14 protein-coding genes and 1 pseudogene are annotated in these 18,870 nt (G+C 61.4%); 6 read left to right on the top strand and 9 right to left on the bottom strand.

Features of this window, described 5'->3' with window-relative positions:
• Positions 1-27: 27 nt before the first annotated feature.
• The 5 genes and pseudogenes from AC1Z3O_RS34310 to AC1Z3O_RS34290 all read left to right on the top strand — a co-directional run.
• A pseudogene (locus AC1Z3O_RS34310) lies at positions 28-360 on the top strand (transposase); the annotation flags it as partial.
• Between the two features lie 195 nt (positions 361-555).
• Positions 556-1,695, top strand: coding sequence for a polysaccharide biosynthesis/export family protein (locus AC1Z3O_RS34305; RefSeq protein ID WP_483522142.1), 1,140 nt, complete (start codon positions 556-558; stop codon positions 1,693-1,695).
• A 10-nt stretch (positions 1,696-1,705) separates the two neighbouring features.
• The gene (locus AC1Z3O_RS34300; protein ID WP_483521655.1) at positions 1,706-2,170 is read left to right on the top strand and encodes a low molecular weight protein-tyrosine-phosphatase; all 465 of its coding nucleotides are present in this window, start codon (positions 1,706-1,708) and stop codon (positions 2,168-2,170) included.
• Positions 2,167-4,404 carry a polysaccharide biosynthesis tyrosine autokinase gene (locus AC1Z3O_RS34295; RefSeq protein WP_483521654.1) on the top strand — a complete coding sequence of 746 codons (2,238 nt, stop codon included), beginning with the start codon at positions 2,167-2,169 and terminating at the stop codon, positions 4,402-4,404. Before AC1Z3O_RS34300 ends, AC1Z3O_RS34295 begins: the two co-directional genes overlap by 4 nt.
• 89 nt (positions 4,405-4,493) lie before the next feature.
• Complete coding sequence (locus tag AC1Z3O_RS34290) at positions 4,494-5,165, top strand: acetyltransferase (RefSeq protein WP_483521652.1); 672 nt, start codon at positions 4,494-4,496, stop codon at positions 5,163-5,165.
• A 19-nt stretch (positions 5,166-5,184) separates the two neighbouring features.
• Here the strand turns inward: AC1Z3O_RS34290 and AC1Z3O_RS34285 are convergent, their stop codons facing one another.
• From AC1Z3O_RS34285 to AC1Z3O_RS34270, 4 genes are all read right to left on the bottom strand, one after another.
• A complete protein-coding gene (locus tag AC1Z3O_RS34285; RefSeq protein ID WP_483521650.1) occupies positions 5,185-5,853 on the bottom strand; it encodes a hypothetical protein in 669 nt (222 codons plus the stop codon).
• Between the two features lie 60 nt (positions 5,854-5,913).
• Positions 5,914-7,119, bottom strand: coding sequence for a DegT/DnrJ/EryC1/StrS family aminotransferase (locus tag AC1Z3O_RS34280; protein WP_483521648.1), 1,206 nt, complete (start codon positions 7,117-7,119; stop codon positions 5,914-5,916).
• 209 nt (positions 7,120-7,328) lie between these two features.
• A complete protein-coding gene (locus AC1Z3O_RS34275; RefSeq protein WP_483521646.1) occupies positions 7,329-7,946 on the bottom strand; it encodes a sugar transferase in 618 nt (205 codons plus the stop codon).
• Between the two features lie 239 nt (positions 7,947-8,185).
• A complete protein-coding gene (locus tag AC1Z3O_RS34270) occupies positions 8,186-9,307 on the bottom strand; it encodes an acyltransferase family protein (protein ID WP_483521644.1) in 1,122 nt (373 codons plus the stop codon).
• A gap of 434 nt (positions 9,308-9,741) precedes the next feature.
• On the opposite strand from AC1Z3O_RS34270, the gene AC1Z3O_RS34265 reads away from it, so the two are divergent.
• Positions 9,742-10,770 carry a DUF1839 family protein gene (locus tag AC1Z3O_RS34265; RefSeq protein WP_483521643.1) on the top strand — a complete coding sequence of 343 codons (1,029 nt, stop codon included), beginning with the start codon at positions 9,742-9,744 and terminating at the stop codon, positions 10,768-10,770.
• A 118-nt stretch (positions 10,771-10,888) separates the two neighbouring features.
• Here AC1Z3O_RS34265 and AC1Z3O_RS34260 read toward each other — a convergent pair whose 3' ends face one another.
• The 5 genes from AC1Z3O_RS34260 to AC1Z3O_RS34240 all read right to left on the bottom strand — a co-directional run bounded on the left by AC1Z3O_RS34260 (position 10,889) and on the right by AC1Z3O_RS34240 (position 18,858).
• Positions 10,889-13,453 (bottom strand): glycoside hydrolase family 2 protein, encoded by a 2,565-nt coding sequence (locus AC1Z3O_RS34260; RefSeq protein WP_483521641.1) that lies wholly within the window; start codon positions 13,451-13,453, stop codon positions 10,889-10,891.
• Between the two features lie 203 nt (positions 13,454-13,656).
• A complete protein-coding gene (locus AC1Z3O_RS34255) occupies positions 13,657-14,655 on the bottom strand; it encodes an amino acid--[acyl-carrier-protein] ligase (protein WP_483521639.1) in 999 nt (332 codons plus the stop codon).
• Between the two features lie 10 nt (positions 14,656-14,665).
• Positions 14,666-15,865: an acyl-CoA dehydrogenase family protein gene (locus AC1Z3O_RS34250; protein WP_483521638.1), complete on the bottom strand. Its 1,200-nt coding sequence runs from the start codon at positions 15,863-15,865 to the stop codon at positions 14,666-14,668.
• Positions 15,862-16,113 (bottom strand): acyl carrier protein, encoded by a 252-nt coding sequence (locus tag AC1Z3O_RS34245; RefSeq protein ID WP_483521636.1) that lies wholly within the window; start codon positions 16,111-16,113, stop codon positions 15,862-15,864. The genes AC1Z3O_RS34250 and AC1Z3O_RS34245 overlap by 4 nt, the downstream gene beginning before the upstream one ends.
• Before the next feature lie 339 nt (positions 16,114-16,452).
• On the bottom strand, positions 16,453-18,858 hold the full coding sequence (locus tag AC1Z3O_RS34240; protein WP_483521634.1) for a polysaccharide biosynthesis tyrosine autokinase: 2,406 nt from the start codon (positions 18,856-18,858) through the stop codon (positions 16,453-16,455).
• Positions 18,859-18,870: the final 12 nt, after the last annotated feature.

Genomic DNA, 18,870 nt, shown 5'->3' with positions numbered 1-18,870 from the left:
ACACAGGAGCAAGCAGTCGGGGGGCGCGACCCGCAGCACCCAGTGGGGTGCTTCGATGAAAGCCCGACGCAGCACATCGGCGAGGTGCGCCAACCGATCCCGGCAGAGCCGGACAAGCCCTTGCGCTACGGCCGCGAATACAAGCACAACGGCACTGCCGATCTGTTCGTCTTTCTCGATGCTCACCGTAGTTCGTGCAAAGTGAAGATTACCGAACAGCGAACGGCCGATGAATTCGCCCATTGCATGCGCGATCTCGTCGACATCCACTACCTCCGGGCAGAGCGGATCTGGGTCGTGCTGGACAATCCATCGTCCCACGCGCCCACTGCGCTCCCATCCTTTTGGCAAGCCTCCGAACAGACGTCCGAACGCAGCCCGACAGCCTTCCAATCATTGACCGGCGCCACAGGCGAGTGTGCGCGAGCGCACTGAAGTATGGCTAGCGGCTTCCTACGATGCAATTGTGGGGACAGGCATGGGGTGCGAGGTCCAGTCGTATCCATTAAGGAGACTGCTATGAGATCGATCCCAGAACGGATGGAATCCGGTGGCATGGGACAGGATAGGCTCTGCCATGCCATCGCATCATACTTGGTCTCGCTTGGCGCTGCATTGCTGCTGGCCGCATGCGCGGCATCGCCAGGCATGTATTTCGATCCAAAGGCGAAAGTCGACGCGATCGGGCCGGACGCCGTGCCAAACGTGACGCCAATCACGCTGGATCTGATCCGGGAATTGAAGACCAAGGCCAAGGAGGGCAATGACCACGTAGAGGAACTGTTTGCAAAGCCGGAGCCGTATCGGATCGGCCCCGGCGACATCATCTCCGTCGTGGTATGGGACCACCCAGAACTGGTCTTCCCTACACAGACATACAGCATCGGCGCGGCATTCGAGGTCCCCCTGTCGAGCGGGGGTTCCAATGTGCCAGGCTATGTGGTCAGCGCGCAAGGGGACATCCAGTTCCCCTATGCCGGCGTGATGCGCGTGGCCGGACGCACGGCAAATGAAGTCAGGGATCAGATGGCCCGCATTCTCTCGCGCGTGGTGAGAGATCCGCAGATGACCGTTCGCGTGCTTGGTTTTCGCAGTCAGCGCGTATATGTCGACGGTGAAGTAAAGACGCCTGGCATGCAGGCCATTGACGATGCCCCCATGACACTGGTCGAAGCGCTCAATCGCGCCGGCGGTGTACTCAACCTGACCGGGGACAACAGCCGCATCCGTGTCACGCGAGGTGAACGGAGCTGGTATGTCAATATCCCGGCCCTGCTGGCCAAGGGCATCGATCCAGCTCGTATTCTCTTGCGCTCCGGCGACATCGTGCGTGTCGAACAGCGCGAGGACAACAAGATCTTCGTCACCGGCGAAGTGGTGCGCCCCACCACATTGCTGATGCGAAACGGTCGCATGACGCTGAACGAGGCGCTGGGTGACGCCGGCGGTGTCAACCCCAACTCCGCCAATGCAGAACAGATCTTCGTGATCCGGAAGATGGCCGATGGCGAGCCCAAGGTGTTCCACCTGGACGGCAACTCGCCCGTGGCCCTGGCCATTGCCGAAGGCTTTGAGCTGGAACCCAAGGACGTCGTCTATGTCGACGCGCGTGACCTGGTGCGCTGGAGCCGTGTGATCAACCTGCTACTCCCCGTCACCCAGCCCGTGCTCAGCACGGCCAGCGTTGTCAAGTAGGCGCGCAGGCATGATCCGGTCCATCCTTGTGATCTGCGTAGGCAATGTTTGCCGCAGTCCGATGGCGGCGTGCCTGCTTCGGCGCGCTTTGCCGGATTGCGACGTCGCCTCGGCGGGGCTGGCGCCCCCCGTGGGCGCGAATGCCGATCCGCGTGCGGTCAGGCTGCTGGCGAGCGAAGGCTGCGACCTCGCCAGCCACCGCGCGCGCGCCGTCGACGCGATCATGGTAGCTGCTGCCGACCTGGTTCTGGTCATGGACAACGAACAGCGCAGAGAACTGGAGTTGCTCTTTCCGCAAGCCCGGGGAAAGACATACCGACTTTGCGAATTCGTGCATGCGGACGTACCGGATCCGTACGGCTGCTCCGTCAGCATGTTCAACATCGTACTTGAGCTGATCAAGCAAGGCGTCGCAACTTGGTTGGCACAATTTGAGGCGGTTGCATCCGCTCGAACCGATGGAGAAGCACCATGAAAACAGTCGGTAAACGCGATGATATGTCCAACGGTCAGGACGCCCATGGCGAGTCGATCGACCTGACTGCCTATCTTGACGTCCTGATGCGCTACCGCTGGACGTTCCTCTTCACGGTGGCACTGGTAGTCGGCGCAGGCAGTATCTATGCGATCTTGGCCCGCCCGGTCTATCGCAGCGACGTCGTTGTGCAAGTGGAGGAGACCAGTGCCGCCCCCAACAACAAGCTCAGTGCCGGCCTTGCACAGGCATTCGACCTCAAGCCGGGGGCCAGCGCGGAAGTCGAGCTATTGCGTTCGCGCATGGTGGTGGGCAAAGCTGTCGACAGCCTGCGGCTCTACATTGAGGCAGCACCTCGCTATTTTCCTTTCGTGGGCGCCGCCATCGCCAGCTTCAATCACGAGCTGTCCAACCCAGGCTTGTTTGGCTGGGGTGGTTTCGCCTGGGGGAATGAATCGATCACGGTCTCGCAGCTAGACGTGCCCCCAAACATGGAAGGCCGCAAAATCCTGGTGACCGCACTGGGCGGTGGCGAGTTCCGGGTAACGTTCGCCAGTGACAGCGCCTCGGCAACGGGCACGGTGGGGAAACCGCTGTCGATTGCGACGGCCGCAGGCCCGGCCACCATCCTGATAAGCGGGCTTGACGCCAAGGCCGGCAGCCGCTTTGTGCTGCGACGGCTGCCACGCAGCGATGCCATTGCACAGCTGCAGAACCGGCTGGCTATCAGCGAGCGGGGCAAGCAAAGCGGCGTGCTCGGTGTCTCTCTGGAAGGCGATTCGCCGGAAATGATCGCTACCATCCTGAATGAGATCGGCAACGCCTTTGTGGAGCAGAATGTGCGGCGCAAGGCGGCTGAAGCTGAGAAATCGCTGGCATTCCTCGAACAGCAGCTGCCTCAGCTCAGACAACAGGTAGAGACTGCGGAAAGCCGCTACAACGCCATGCGCAATCAGCGCGGCACCATCGACCTGAACGAAGAATCCAAGCAGGTCCTTGCGCAATCGGTGCAGATCCAGACCAAGCTGCAGGATCTCAAGCAGCGGCGGGAAGAACTGGCCTCACGCTTCACCCCCAGCCACCCGGCCGTTGAGCTGATCGACAGCCAGATAGCCAGCCTAAGCAACCAGCTCAACAGCGTTTCGCAGCGCATCCAGAAGATGCCGGACGTTGAACAAAACGTGTTGCGACTGATGCGTGACGTCAAGGTCAGCACGGAGATGCTCCAGTCTCTGCTCAACGACGTGCAGCAGCTTCGGCTGATGAAGGCCAGCAAGGTTGGCACCGCCCGTCTCATCGATCCGGCGGAAGCTCCATTCGAGCCAGTACGGCCGAAACGGGGAATGATTGGGGTGCTGGCGGTCGTCCTGGGCCTGGTGGCCGGCGTGCTGCTGGTCATCGTGCGCCACGTATTGAATGGCGGTGTGGCTGATGCGGACGAAATCGAAGAGAGAACCGGGATGATTGTGTACTCGACCATCCCGTTCAGCGTGCAGCAGGCGCATCTGGAGGCCCCAGGCAAAGATCTGGCCGGCTTGCTGACAAATGAGCATCCGGATGATCCTGCCACGGAAAGCCTGCGCAGCTTCCGCACCGCGCTGCAGTTTGCCCTGGCTGGCAAAGGCAATCGGGTGGTGGTGTTTGTGGGTCCCGCGCCGGGTGTCGGGAAATCCTTCGTCTGCTCGAACTTCGCGGCCATTGCCGCGGCAGGGCACCGCGTCGTGCTGGTCGACGCGGACCTGCGGCGCGGAGAATTGCATCGCCGGTTCAATGACAAACGCAGTCCCGGGTTGACCGAACTGCTAATGGGCGCACCTCTGGATCGCGTGTTGCGGCGCCAAGTGGTGCCGGGCCTGGACTTCATCCCGACTGGCACAGAGCCGCCACATGCCGCGGATCTGCTGTCAAGCCCAGGCATGGACGCACTGCTTGACGAACTCCAGTCGCGCTATGACATGGTGCTGATCGATACGCCGCCCGTGCTGGCCGCTTCCGACGCCGGCATCCTGGCGGGCAAGGCGGGTGCGGTCTTCATGGTCGCGCGCGCAGAAAGCACCACGATCAACGAGTTGATCGCCTCGCAACGCGAAATCCAGAAAGTCGGCGCGGACATCAAGGGGGTGCTCTTTAACGGGCTGATAGTCGAGGGGCGTTGGTACCGGGCGCATTATTACTTCGGCAAGTATCGCTACCCCAGCCAATACGGCAGCACGCAAGCCAAGCAGCGGGCTTGAATCGGGCTTCGGGCACAGATGGGCCGCGGATAGCCTGATCGATGTCAGTCATCAACTTCGTCCTTGTTCCCTAGGAGGATCGAGTCGCTATGCCACTTGTCCAAGCGCCTGCCGTTTCCTCCATTGTGATCGCCGGTGCCGGCGGCCTTGGACTGGAGCTTTATGACTATCTCCAGGAAGAGGCGTTGCACTGCCGCGGACCGGCAGTGGCGGGTTTCATTGATGATGCGCCAGGCAAGGTCCCCGATGGCGTGCATCTGCCAAACCTGGGAACTATCAGCCAATTCCGCCCTGCGCCAGGCCAGGCGGTGCTGGTCGCGATAGGCACTGTGCCAGGCCGGATGGACGTACTTTCGCGGCTCTCGCGCACCGGGATCATGGTTCCACCATATGTACATGGAACGGCCCTTGTTTCGCCTTCGTCATACTTGGGCATCGGAACATTGATTTTCCCCTTCTCCGTCGTCAGTCGGGGCGCGATAGTAGAAGATGGCGTGGTAGCCAATGTATTCTGTGGGATTGGTCACGGTGTTCGCGTAGGCGCGTGCTCGATTCTTTCGCCTCATGTGGTACTCAACGGCAACTCTGCCGTCGGACCGGGGTGCTTCCTCGGTACTCGCGTCACACTCTACCCCGGCGTAAGAATCGGTGCGGATTGCATTGTCGATTCTCACACCGGCGTTTCGTCGAACGCAAAAGACAGGCAGTTCATCACTTCAGGCACTTACCAAATTAACTCACGCCGCATTCGCGAATCGTGATGCGCCCCTGGTTCACGACTCAGAATGTTGATGAACAATCCCTGTGAAAGGGCAGGCGGCATTGCTTGACAGTCACCACGGTCCGACCGGATATTGGATCGAAACCGATGGACCTTGAATAGCGCTCAGTGACACCAAGCCAATTCAGTCCCGAGGATAACAACCGGACTTTCAGAGGTCTGATAGATGCCGGCACGACGATCATCAGGAGCCCACACAGCATCAATTGGGTGAAAATCGGCGATGGACGTACATGCGCTGGCCAGCGAGGAGGACGTACGTGCGATAGCCAGTGAGGAGGACGTATGTTGATCCAGGTCACGATCAAACCGACAATCGTGCCGATCAGAGTTTCCGCAGGCGTATGGTAACGCCCGGCAATCAGGGCGCCAGCCCCCAATAGCGCGAGACATATTCCGGCAAACAATCCGAATCTGGCCGTGCGCGTGCTCCATATCGATCCCAACACCGTCAACAGCACAGGATAGACGGAAGCGGTGAGCATGGCGTGCCCGCTGATGCTGTATATGTTCAAAGACGGCACGAACCATCCACCGAATTCGAACGCCAGCTTGCCCGTAAGGATGACAGCTGCACCGAGACCCAGCGATAAGCACCAGTAGAATGCTTGCTTCCACAAGCCCAGGTAGGCCAGACGAAGTGCGACAATCCCCGCGAGGGGAAACATCAGGGAGGCATCTCCGAAATATGTGACCAGAACCCAGGGATTACGCACTGTCTGCCCCATTCACGCCAGGATCTGCACCCCTTTGGCCTCGTAGTATGTCGCGCTATCGACAATGTCGCACACAACTGACGCGGTCTTGTTGATTTCCTTCTCCGACAGGGTCGGGTGTACCAAGAACATCAAGCTGGTTTCTCCCATGGCCTTGGCAACCGCCAGCCGCTCGGCCGGGCGAAACCCCGTATGGTCGAACGCTTTCTCCAGGTACACTTCCGAACAAGATCCGGAGGAGCACGGCACGGCGGCCGCATTGATCTCGGCCATGATCCGGTCTCTGTTCCAGTCGGGCTTCAGATTCTCCGGCCGGACAAATGCGTAGAATTTGTACCAGGCGTGCTGAACGTCCAAAGGGGGTAACGGGACGCGTAGCGCCTTACACTGCGCGAGCGCATCACTCAGCCTCGTCGCGTTAGCCGTGCGACGCTCGGTCCATTGCTTCATCCGCCTGAGTTGAATTCGACCGATCGCTGCCGACATCTCCGTCATGCGCCAATTGGTGCCGAAGGAGTCGTGTACCCAGCGGAAACCTGGGGAGTGTGTGCGGCCATACACTGCCTCCCAGCTTTTCCCATGATCCTTGTATGACCACATGCGAGACCACAGCTCGCTGTCGTCGGTCGTTACCATCCCACCTTCCCCGCCAGTGCTCATGATCTTGTCCTGGCAGAAGGACCATGCCCCGATGTGACCGATCGTGCCGACTGATCTCCCTCTGTACATGGCGCCATGTGCCTGGGCGCAATCTTCAATGACTTTGAGTCCGTGCATGTCGGCCAACGCCATGATTGCGTCCATCTCGCAGGGAAATCCTGCAACGTGTACACAGATGATCGCGCGCGTACGTGCGGTCAACGCACGCTCTATGGCTGAAACAGAGATATTCCCGCTGTCGATATCGACATCCGCAAAAACGGGAACCGCCCCTGCATTGACTACGCTGGAAATGCTGGCGATAAACGTCCGAGGCGTCACAACCACCTCGTCACCAGCGCCGATGTTCAATGCCTTGAGTGCGACATCAAGTGCAAGCGTGCCGTTCGCCAAGGCCACCGCATGACGCGCGCCGCACCACTCGGCAAACTCCTTCTCAAACTTGCGACATTCATCCCCCGTCCAATAGTTGACTCGATTGGACAGCAGGACTTTCTGCACAGCTTCCGCCTCTTCATCGGTGAAGCTCGGCCATGGGGCAAATTGGGTGTCCAGCATGAAAAAATTCCCTCCTTCTGGAAAGGGCCGTACCACCATTGACTTGGCCACGACAGCGCGATGGAGCCCGCGCTGGCCTGCTTAGGAATGCCCTAGGATTGACCTGCACGCAACAAGATCAGGGCTCCATGGGAAATACGCTGTGAAGGGAGATTGGCAGAACCGCCGGCACCTTAATCTCTGGCGTTCCCCTGCAACTTCCCGATACTTCATATTGCGTCGGCATCCGGGCCCGCTGGCTTGCTTCCCCGGAATCGCGGGGCCGAGAATTCTCCGGCGGCGCTGATACCTTCGCGCGCCAGCACCTTGACGACGGTTTTCCACAGGATCACGATGTCCAGCCAGATCGAAACATGGTCTACGTACCAAACGTCCAGCCGGAATTTCTCCTCCCAACTGATGGCGTTGCGCCCGCTGATTTGTGCCAGTCCGGTGATGCCGGGACGAACGTGATGGCGCCGCGCCTGCTCCCGACTGTAGAGCGGTAGATACTCCATCAATAGCGGGCGCGGACCAACCAGGCTCATGTCGCCCTTAAGGACATTCCAGAGTTCCGGCAGTTCATCGAGACTGGTAGATCGCAGGAATGCGCCAAATTCCGTCAACCGGTCTGGATCAGGCAGCAGCTCGCCATCCTCTCCGCGAGCATCGGTCATGGTCCGGAATTTTAGAATCTGAAATGGATTGCCGTGCAGGCCCGGTCGCACTTGCCGGAAGAAGACGGGCTTGCCCAGTCTCAAGCGGATCATGCAGATCAGGACCAAAAGCGGGATTGCAAGCAGCGCAAAGCCCAATAGGGATAAAACAACATCAAAGATGCGTTTCATGATTCATCAATTAACCATTGCCCTTGCCCCAAGCAGAGGGAAAATGCCTTAATGTCTCTAACCGCACAGGGATGCTCCCGGGGGAGAATTCAAGCGTTGCCAGCTCCCGGACGCCGTGGCCCCCTCAGGGCTTCTGCTACGCGCGCAAACAGTGAGTGCCTGGGCCCCACTGTCTCAATGTAGTCGAGTGGGGAAGCGTACACAGCATCGGTATGTGGCCGTGCTCACATAACGCAAGCTTAGCTTTCCACACCGCTATCCCGCGGTGTGGACGACCGGGCTGTCTCGTCCCACCTGCCACCATAGGAAACATGAATTTCCCGAACTTTCTTTCGGAATGTCCGCAGCTTCTCTTCAATCGGTCGCTCTAGCATCCGGTAGATGATTTCTCCCACTATCACCGTCGCCACCACCAAAAGGAGACAAACAATGTCGCCCGGCAAGATGCGTAGCTTATCAATTCCGGCCAGTAACCGCGCGAATGCCGGAATTGATAATGTCTGCACCAGATATAAAGAATACGAAGAATCTCCGACTCTCGGCAGCAATCGACTCTCCACCCAGCCATCGTCAGCCTCCCAGAACACCACCCCACTAACCAGCAAGGCACCCGGAATCCCCGCGCAAAGAACCCTGTGCTCCATGGAGGAGCTAGGAGTCCATACCAGGAACCCCACAAGACCCATTGCAGCAATAGCAAGGGAAGCCGATCTGGATATTCTATGACCCGCAACGTAGGCCCAACCAAACAAAGAGCCCAGCACGAATTCGAGAAGCAACGGATCCGTCAAAAACCTGAAAATAAACTGTATAGGCCTGATTAGCGACATTGTGGAAAGCAACACAAAAAAAACAGGCAGCGCGAACCGCATGCGTCGCTCCGAGAAGCAGACCGACGCAGCAAAGACAGCATAGAAAAACATCTCATACGTCAGCGTCCAGCCTACATAGAGGACGGGATAAGCGTTACCGTGCTCTTTGACCTCGTATGGGATAAAGAGATATGACGTCACTATTTGCATCATAGTGAAATCGGAGTTCCTAAGACTCGGAACCGCCCACGCAATGATCAGCATCACGCTTGTGAGAATCCAGTACATCGGCGCTATTCGCATGATCCGAGCGACCATGAAATCCCTCGCCGCTTGAGGCCCGCGGTGCCTCTCCGAGGTCGTGATCACCATCACAAACCCGGATATAAAGAAGAAGATATCAACGCCTGCCCACCCCCACTGGCCCGCATTGCCGACGACACCTGACGTCCATCCGAAGATTCTTGACGTTGCGGCGGAGTGATAGGCAACTACAGCAATCGCTGCGACGGCGCGCAGCGATTGCACAGCAGACAGCTTGTGTTTCACGATGCGCTCCAGTGCGTTGCCCCTGGCATGAGGCTCTCGTTAGCACCCCGCGAAAATTCTGGCTCTTGAAGCGTTTCCGCACCGTTAGCTAGCTCACATTTCGCGCGCTGTTCGAGACTTGCGCAATGCCATTCGGAGAGGCGTTTGCGACGAACGGGTGCGACGGCGCGGTGACTTCTGCGGAGTCAGTGCCCCCCGGGCACCTACGCAGAAATTGGTACGCAGCGATACCGGATCACTCCTGGCGCATCACTCCGTGGAGGCAATGCCCATTGAAGCTGACCGGATCCAACCCTTCGTTTGCCCACACCGACGGGCACGTCGCCGCTTCTGTTGGGAAGCGTACCGATAGGCGGCTGTGGAGTCGCTGCAATGGGAGTCGACACGCATGCCCAATGGCAACGCATGGGGGAATGACGGTGCGGAGGATCTAGATGAAACAGACGACAGCACGCCGTGAGGGCGGAGGCTCACTCGGTAGCACCGAGCCGAAGATTTCGCATTCGCACCCGCTGCATGGATCGGATGCCATCTGGCAGGAAACCAATTGCTATATCGACCTGTGGGTGGAGTTGCTGCATGGCTGGACGCTCGAGCCACGCGCGGCACTTGCGTTCACCGTTGCACAAGACTTTGAAGGCGACCACTTCACCTTTTTCAAGTACCCCCAAATGGATCTGGAGAAGGTGTATGGGATCGTTGTGCAGGAAATGGCGGTCTATGACACGCTGCAGGCGCACGTTGTGGCGCAGGTAGAGCGCGGTCACACAGTGCTTGTCGAAGTCGACAGTTATTATCTGCCCGACACTCATGCCACCGCCTACCGACGAGAGCACGTGAAGACCACGGTGGCAATCGACCGCATCGACAGCCAGGCCCAGCGTGTCTGGTACTACCACAGCCTGGGCTACCACAGCGCGCAGGACGAAGACTATCGCGGCCTGCTAAGGCTTTTGCCCGAACTCACCAGCAATGGCAATATTCTGTTCCCTTACGCTGAATGTGCGAAACGCATGTGGGCACCGCTCGCGTCGTCCGCGCTGGTCGACGCCTCGGTCGAGCTGATGCGCCACCATCTGGCCAGGCGTCCTGCGGACAATCCAGTGCGACGCTGGCGACAGGTGTTTGGCACGCATATGGACTCCCTGTTGGCGCGTGACGACGCCTATTTCCACCTGTATACCTTCAATTTGCCGCGCCAGTTCGGCGCAAACTTCGAGATGCTGCACCACTGGATGCGATGGCTGGACGAGCAGGGATGCATGGTGCCCCGCCCCGTGTCAGACGCCGCACGCACGATCGCGACGGAAAGCAAGGTGTTGCAGTTCCGCCTGGCACGGGCTGTAGCGCGCCGGCGTGCCGACCCCTGCATGGAAAGCCTGGACATGCTCGAATCCTGCTATGAGCAGATCACGGCGGGCCTCGTGTCCGCCTTCGGTTGCGCTGACCACGCAAGGGCGTGAATCATGTAATGAACACACTCAGGCGGCAATTCACAGCATCAGTTTCCCCGTGAATCTGTGCCTGGCTCTTGCCGGGTTCGCCGCCTTGCTTCCGAAGCGCGATTGAGGGTCGAAAGAATCAGCCGTCATAGCCAAGCGGGCGCTCCGCGTTGATCGCGTAGATTTCGCCGGAAGGGTTGGGAACAGCATTTCCCCCGGCCTTACCCTCGTACTGCAGGCGCAGCCGTCGGCTGCTACCGGGCGCGAGATGAAACCAGTTCTCGGAGGCCTGGTAAACAGGGTCCTCGATGTGCACCCAGCGGGCAAAACGCTGCGTTGACACCGTCAGCCACCATTCGCCTTCCACCCGCTCAAGCTGCGCCTGCAATGCCGGATCCTTGAGCGTGGCAGCACGGCGGTCAGGCAGGTACGCGGCCTGGCTCAGCTGCTCGCCGCTGTCGGCGGCAAGCAGCTGGGCCAGTACCACATCGTGCGTCGGCGGGCCGAAGCGGTAGGCATAGGTGAAGTCGAAGAAGCGGTCCAGCAGCGCGGCCGCCTCAATACGTTTCGAGCCACGGGCGGGCAGTTGCAGACTGTGTCGGGCCTCCGCCGCCACGGTCTCACCGTCGCGCAGGCAGCGCAGCACCAACAGCAGCTCGCGCGGCTGCGGCGTTTCGTTGAGCACGTGCAAATGCAGTCCATTGAGGCCTTCATCGGTCATCAGCACCTGCAGCGGTTGCCAGACTTGCCGTAAAGCGTGCCAGGCTGACTTGGGGCGCCCGAACGCATCGACAATACCCCAGCCGGCGCCGGGCAACAGGTCCTGCAACTGCCAGACCAGGCCGCCGGCGCAACTCGACCCGACCCGCCGCCACTCGCTGAAGACTTCACTCATTATCTCTGCCACCACGGCACGCGACAGCATCAGGTAGCGCTGAGGCTGCTCATATCGCAGGCGCGGCGGATCCACGTCATACAAGGTGTGCAGGTAGTGCTCGCGCACATCCTCAAAATCCCACGGCGCACCCGCGTCGCGCGGTACCGCGGCCTTCCAGCGGGGAGAATGCAATGGCGGCGTCAGGCCGTGCTCCGAAAGCGAGCGGACACAGGGCACATTGGCGAAAGCCAGGCATTCGGTTGCGAAGCGCACCTGCGCCAGGCGCGCGTCTGCCAATGGGCGCTGGTAGGCACCGACACCGTAGTAGTGGCTCACGCCGGTGTCCGGCTGGAACGGCCAGGCGCCTTCGCTTGGAGAATTGCTGACATACACCACATCTGGCCGATGGGCGGCAACCAGGCGGGGAATCAGTTCTTCGAACAGCGGTTGCTTCCACTCGCTGCGCGATGCGCCCAGCATGGCGGCCTGCTGCTCAGTCTCGCTACCTCCGCACAGCACCGCAACACTCGAATGGGATCGGGTTGACGTCAACCACTCGCTGACTTCGCGCGTGATGTCCTCGGTAAGAGCCATGCCAGGTCCGATGCTGCCATAGTCAAAGTTGGCGAACATGAAATCGTGCCAGACCAACAAGCCGAGTTCGTCGCAGATTCGGTAGAAGGCTTCGCCCGGATAGCAAGTGACGCCGCTGATGCGCACCATGTTCATGCCGCCCTTGCGCGCCAGCGTCAGCCAATGCCTGGACGCCTCCTCAGTGTCTGCAAGGCCGGGCAGATCGTTGCTGGAGACGCACGCCCCGCGGCAGAACAGCCGCTCGCCGTTGATGTGCAACGCGAAGGCCCCGGACTCGCCGGTACGGTCCAACGACACGGTGCGAAAGCCCACCCGGCCACAGGTAAATGCGTGCCCGTCGATGGTTGCATCGACGCCGTAGAGTCGTGGCTCACCATGCGTATGCGGCCACCACAACCCTGGATGTTCGATACGTAGTATGCCTTCGAGGGTTGACCTGTCGGCGCGCGACAGGGAACCACGATAGCAGCGCCCCTCGCCGTCAACGGCCTCGAATGTTCCCGAAGCCGGCGCGGATGCCGGGAAATGCAGGCGCAGTGAGATCACGCCGTGATCTCCTTGCACCTGCCCCCATAGGTCGACGCGCATGCCATGCAGGATGTCGTCACTGGCGAGATCGATCAATTCCACCGGCCGCCAGGGGCCCACCGCATGCACCGGTGGGCACCAGCCAGGCATGTGGCCAAGCAGCGTCGTGCGTACCGCCCGCAGACCGGGCGGTACGATCATCCGCGGCTTCCACCGCACCGCGCCGCGCTGCGTGCGCAGCCATGGATGGAGTGCTCGAAAGCAGAGGTACAACAGGTTGTCGCCGTCGAGGTGGACCTCCACCTCATGCGCGACAAACATATGCCGCGCGCTCAGGACAAGTTGTCCGTTGAGCCAGGCTTCAGCCACCGTTGCAAGGCCGTTAAAGCGCAGCAGATGCCGGCCATAGCCCGCAAAGCTCACACGATACCAGTGGTCATGCAGGTGCAATGGCGGCGGCAATGCGTCGTCCCATCGCCCGGCCGCGCGCAGCGCGCTCGCTACAGTACCGGGGACCGGGGCCGGCAGCCAAGCTGCATCCGCATCCAGCGCGGCCGGACTGTCGGCCGCACCGGCGCGAGTCTGCACCCAAGTCCACTCTCCATCGAGCGCGGCACTTGCGATAGCGACCCCGGAGCAGCCGCCAGGCAGTGCCTGCTGACCGGGCGCAGAATTGCTGGTGTTCGGATCAATGAGGTCCTTCATGACCTGCAGCCGCTGTGATAACGAGCCAAGCTCGGAACGCTGGCCTGACGGAACGCTCCCAAATGCTCCCTGCCGTCGCGGGACGCGCAGGCGCTCAAGCCATTAGCTGACGCGACCGATCGCGTAAGTCTGGCCTAGCTTGCCATGGCGCCATCACGGAGGGGCTTGGCACGTACCGACGCCCGCATGCGCTGTTCCGTGCGCTAGATGCCTCCGAGCACGTCACGCACGTGCTTCGGCCAATTCGCCAGTTCGAAGCCGTGGTGGCGCAGCAGGGCCAGTGTCAGGCGCTCGATGCCAAAGCCTACACAGCCGGTGTGTGCCGGCGCATCGTCCGCGGTGCGCAATGGCCAGGCATGGGCGAAATGGTCCATGTGGTAGTTGAAGCTCATGCAAGCCGTGGGCGGTGCGCCATGGTTGATCGGCACCAGCAATTCGAACTTCAACTTCAGTTCCCGCTGACTATCGGCAACGATCTTGCCGCCGCGGCCGAAGAACGGGTCGTTCGCCACATCGACCTCATGTGGCAGACCCAACATGACGGCCAGTTGTTGACCTCGCTCCATCCACAATTGACGGAATGTCACGATCTGCTCGGCTGTGCCGAGCCGCACATATTCGCGCTGGCGAAACATCTGCATGCGCGCAGGGTCAATCGAAGGCTCATGGCGAAAGCAGTATGTCAACACATCGATCACCAGCCCCTCTCGAGGCATCGGCCCCCGATCGGCCACTACCGGATACACCGGGTAGCATGCTGCGGGCGTCAGCACCACCCCTGTCGAACGCTGCTGATCGGTCCACTCCTCGCCCTGTTCCACTCGGGCCAGGAGGCGGCGATGCTCGCGCTCGCTGCCACAGAAGCTGTGCACCGTTCCCGCCAATTGTGGAAAGCTCTTGAGGTATTCACTCGCTTCGAAGTCCTTTCGCGGCATGGCGGGAGGAAAACGCATCACCTCTGCGTGCTGATCGGCTCCGAGTTGGCTGATTGCGAAGTTCAACCCGTCGGCAATGTTCTCGAATAGTGCGCTGCGGCCAAAGATGCCGTCGACCGCCGTCGGAAACAACACTCGGGCATCGATCAGTGCCTGCCGGAAGGCGCGCCGGCCTGCGTCGGCATCCTGCACGGCGACGGCCTGGCGATCACCTGAGGTGGCTGGTGCGTCGTCGTCGGCAGCGTACATGCTGCTGGTATCGTCCATGAGCGGCTCCTCAAGCGGATCGGTCCGCCAGCAGCAGATTGGCGGTATTGGTCAGAATGCGATCATTGTTGATCATCAGGGGAGCGGACCACAGATCGCGCAGGTGGCGTCCCAGGCTGAACGGGGTGCCATGCTTGTACCCTGCCATGCCGCACACCAGCATCGCGATATGCACCGCATCGAGTGCCAGCGCTGACACGCTGGTCTTGAGGCCATTCATTTCCGCCGCCAGGTTGAAGGCCGCCGAAACGCTCTGGCTTGCATGACGCTGACGCTGGTGAGCCAACGCCAACTCCAGCCGGCCCTCCATCATCTGGATAATGGCCACGGCTTCGGCCACACGCGTGGCCGAGGGAGGAAGGGTACCGGGTCGAGCACGGGCCTGTCCCTGAAACAGTGCCTTGGCGCGCTGCACCGCGTCCGCAGCGATACCAGTCCACAGTGCCGACCACAGGATGTGCGACACGGGGGTCATGGTAACGTCGGCAATCTCGCCGAATGGCACCGGCAATATCTGGTCGACATGGCCACGGGCTTCCAGACGAAAACCATTGCTGCAGGTGCCTCGCATGCCCAGGGTGTCCCAGGTGGAGAGGCTTTCCAGCGTGTAGTCTGGTTTGAGCACGCTGACCATTACCTGGTCCGATGGCGATGCATCGGGGTGTCGACGAGCGGTCAGGAGAATGCCGTCAGCATGAGCGCCATAGGATATGGTTGGCGCCATCTTGAGCAGATGCAGATTGCTACCGTCGGCATTGACCGCGCAGCCACTGCTGCGCAAGGCGCCGCCAATTGCCTCTTCGGAAGTGGCCGACGCCAGCAGCAGCTGTTCGCTGGCAATACGCTGCAACAGCTGGGCGTGCCATGCACTGGTACTGGCATGGTTGACCAGGCATGCGACCTGGATCTGGTGCATGGCGTAGATCATCCCGGTCGATGCGCAAGCACCGCCCAGAACGCGGCAAACCGCTGCGATCGTTTCAAGCGTTGCGCCACCGCCCCCGCACTCCGTAGGCACCATGGCGCCTAGCAACCTCTGCTCACGCAATACCGCAAGAGCCTGGTGCGGAAAGCTTGCATCGCTGTCAACCTGATCGGCATGCCGCGCAGCCTCTGCTGCTGCGATCTGGGCCCCGCCCAGCCAGTGCCCGGTGGTGCCAGTCTCGGTTTGCGAATGGACCAGTTCAACACTGGCGTGGGCGGCGCTCATGCGGCCTCCTGTTCTTGCTTGATTTGCTCGGCCGCCGCAGCCAGCGAATTGATACTGCGGAACAGCTGGCGTGTCAGCATGTGGTCAGGTATCTCGATGCCGAAGGTGTTCTCGATCGCGAGCATCACGTGCACGGTGGCCAGCGATGACAATCCCGCTTCGTACAGATCGGCCTGGTCGTCCAACGAATCAACCGGCACTTCAAGCCGGGCCACTTCTGAAAGGATGCTGCGAATGGTCGCTTTCATACCAGGGGCCTCCATGTGTTGGGTTCTACTCAGTATTGGCTTATTGAGCGACAACCTTCGGCTTGCATCAGTGCGTTCCCACACTGAAACGTGTGGGAACGCAAGCCTTTCTCCGTGTTGACGTCTGCCGTGCATGACTGGACGCAATTGGTGGCAATGAAAGGGCGCGATGGCGATGCGGAGCGCAGAGCGAACTGGACTACTGGCGAAGTACGACGCCCGCTGCCTATGAGGTCCGATTCGGCAGTGCGTCACTGCTGACACGATTGATGCCGGAAGCTCCATCAGCGCACGCAGAAACGGGTACGCTGGAGCTCCCGGCCAAGCGGATTGCGTGCTTCAGCCCTTCTCCATCTCATCGGCCTGCCTGGTCAATGCGGGCCGCTGCGGCTCGGCCGGCGGCAGCGGCAGCCCCAGGTATGGATTGACATTATTGAAGTCCGCGCGGTTACTGCGTCTTGGCATGACACCGTTCAGGATGCCGCCGGCCAGGCGGGCGCTGGCATGCGCCAGGCGCTTGAGGGTTTCGTCGACCTGGGATGTCGGGGTGGCATCGGCGCGCACCACGACCAGCGTCGAGCCTGCCAGGCTGGCTACCAGCGTCGCATCGGCCACCGCCATGACCGGCGGCGTGTCAACGAGAACCAGGTCGAATCGGCCGGCACACTGGTGCAGGCTTTCGGCCAGCGTGGGCAGCATCAGCAGCTCGGACGGATTGGGTGGCGTGGCGCCGCGGTTGAGAATGAACAGCCCACTGACAACAGTCGGGCGGATTGCGTCCGATATTGGCATGCGGCCTGCCAGGACTTCGGCAAGGCCTGGTTCCACGGGCTGGTCGAACCACTCGGCGACCTTGCCGCGGCGCAAGTCTGCATCAATGAGCAGGACACGCTGGCCGGCCTCGGCGAAAAGCACCCCCAGGTTAACGGCGGAAAAGGTCTTTCCCGCGCCCGCGGCAGGGCTCGTAACGGCCACTACGCAGTTTGGCGCATTGCGCAAGGAAAAATGCAATGCGGCGCGCACAGTGCGCAGGCCCTCCACCGCACGTGAATGGGGCGCCCGCCGCGCCAGCAGGAACTCGTCATGCAAGCCCTGGCGCAGCAGTCCGTCGCTGTCGGCCAACCATGGCTGCGCGGTCTGGCCAATGAAGGGTGCGTCGACGACAGCGGCGCCCGGCTGGGGGCGTTCCAGCCGCGCGCAAGCCGGCATGGCAAAGCCTGCGGCAATCCCCAGGCGCCGCCTGGCTTCAATGGCGCGTTCGAGTCCGGCCTGTTCCTGGCTGAATGCGATGTCGCCCAGCATGGCCATGCCAAGCCGCTCCTCGGCGTCGGCTGCGCTAGCCACTGACGGCTTCAGGCGCTGACGCACACCAATGCCGGCAATGCCAAGGCAAAGGCCCAGCAGCGCGCCGCCGGACACGAACGGCCACGTGCCCGGACCGACAGGCGACAGTGGCGCAATGGCGGCGTCCACTACGCGCAGCTGGCTTGAACCGTCGGATCGGATCAGGGACAACTGCTCGACCTTGCTGCGCAAGGCCATGTACATGTCCTCGGCCACTTTCACATCACGCGACAGCGCAACGGATTCGCGCTCGGAAGCAGACAGGCTCTGCATGCGTGCGTCGATCTCGGCGCGCTCGTGCGTCATCTCCTGGATCTGGCTATCGACGGTCTTGACCTCGTTGGCATCGGTGGTGAAGCGCTGCAGCAGACGCGCGCGTTCCAGCTTCAATGCGGCAATCTGGCGCTGGTATTCCATGCTGTTGTTCAGGAATGACTGGGCGTCGCGGCTCGGCTGCAACGACCCGGTGCGGGCGCGATAGCGTGTCAGCGCATCTTCGGCGCGCGCCAGTTCGGCCTGCACGCGCGGCATCTCCTTGTTCAGGAAGGCCAGCGTGCCGGCCGCGTCGTCGCGGCGTTGCGCAGTCTGGCCGGTGATGTAGGCGCTGGTCACGCCGTTGACAAGGGCGGCAGCAAGTTGGCGGTCCGGATATTGCCAGGCCACCCGCACGGTGCCGGCGCCGGCATTCCCACTTTCGCTTTCCACGCTAAGGTCGCGCCGAACCTCGTCTGCGGTCCGGGCCAGGTCATGCCGTGTCAGCACGAATCGGGTGCCAGGCGCGGCTTCAATGCGCGCCACGCTTAGTTCTACTCCATTGCCGGCAGCGTTTTCGCCGACCCTGCCCTCCACCAGGACCGTGTCCTCATGGATGACACGATAGTAGCCTTCGCGCAGCACCTCGAGGATCAACGGCTGGTCGACCAGGCGCTCGGGCACGGCCAGGCTGTCCACGACCAGCCGCTCGCCGCCCCACGCGTAGCCCAGGCTTTCCGGCCACGTGCCGCGCGGCTGGCCGGGTGTGGAAAGCCGGTTAATGAGGGCGCCGACGAGCGGGGCCCGCAGCGGCTCTGCGGTGATGTCCAGGCGCAGCCGCTCGACCACCGGCCCCACCACCGCCCGGCTCTTGAGCAAGCCGGCATCGAAGGGGGTGGCCTGGGGCGACTGGGCGACATTGCGTACTGCTCCGTCGCTGGCTTCAATCTGCACCAGCGCGTGGGCGCGGAATTGCTGCGGCGTGGACAGCGCCAGCACGCCGCCGATCGCGGCGCCGGCGGCGCTGGCGGCCACGATCCAGCCCAGATGGTCCATCAAGGTACGCGCTGGCGGCAAGCCGCCTGCTTGCGCTTCACGCCGGGGCGCCTCCCGGTTGGCCGGTCCGCCGGCATAAGACAGTCTGCTCACGAATCCAGCTCC

It is taken from the genome of Cupriavidus sp. 09_S30 (assembly GCF_056930435.1).
This window is presented reverse-complemented; position numbering and strand designations above follow the sequence as displayed.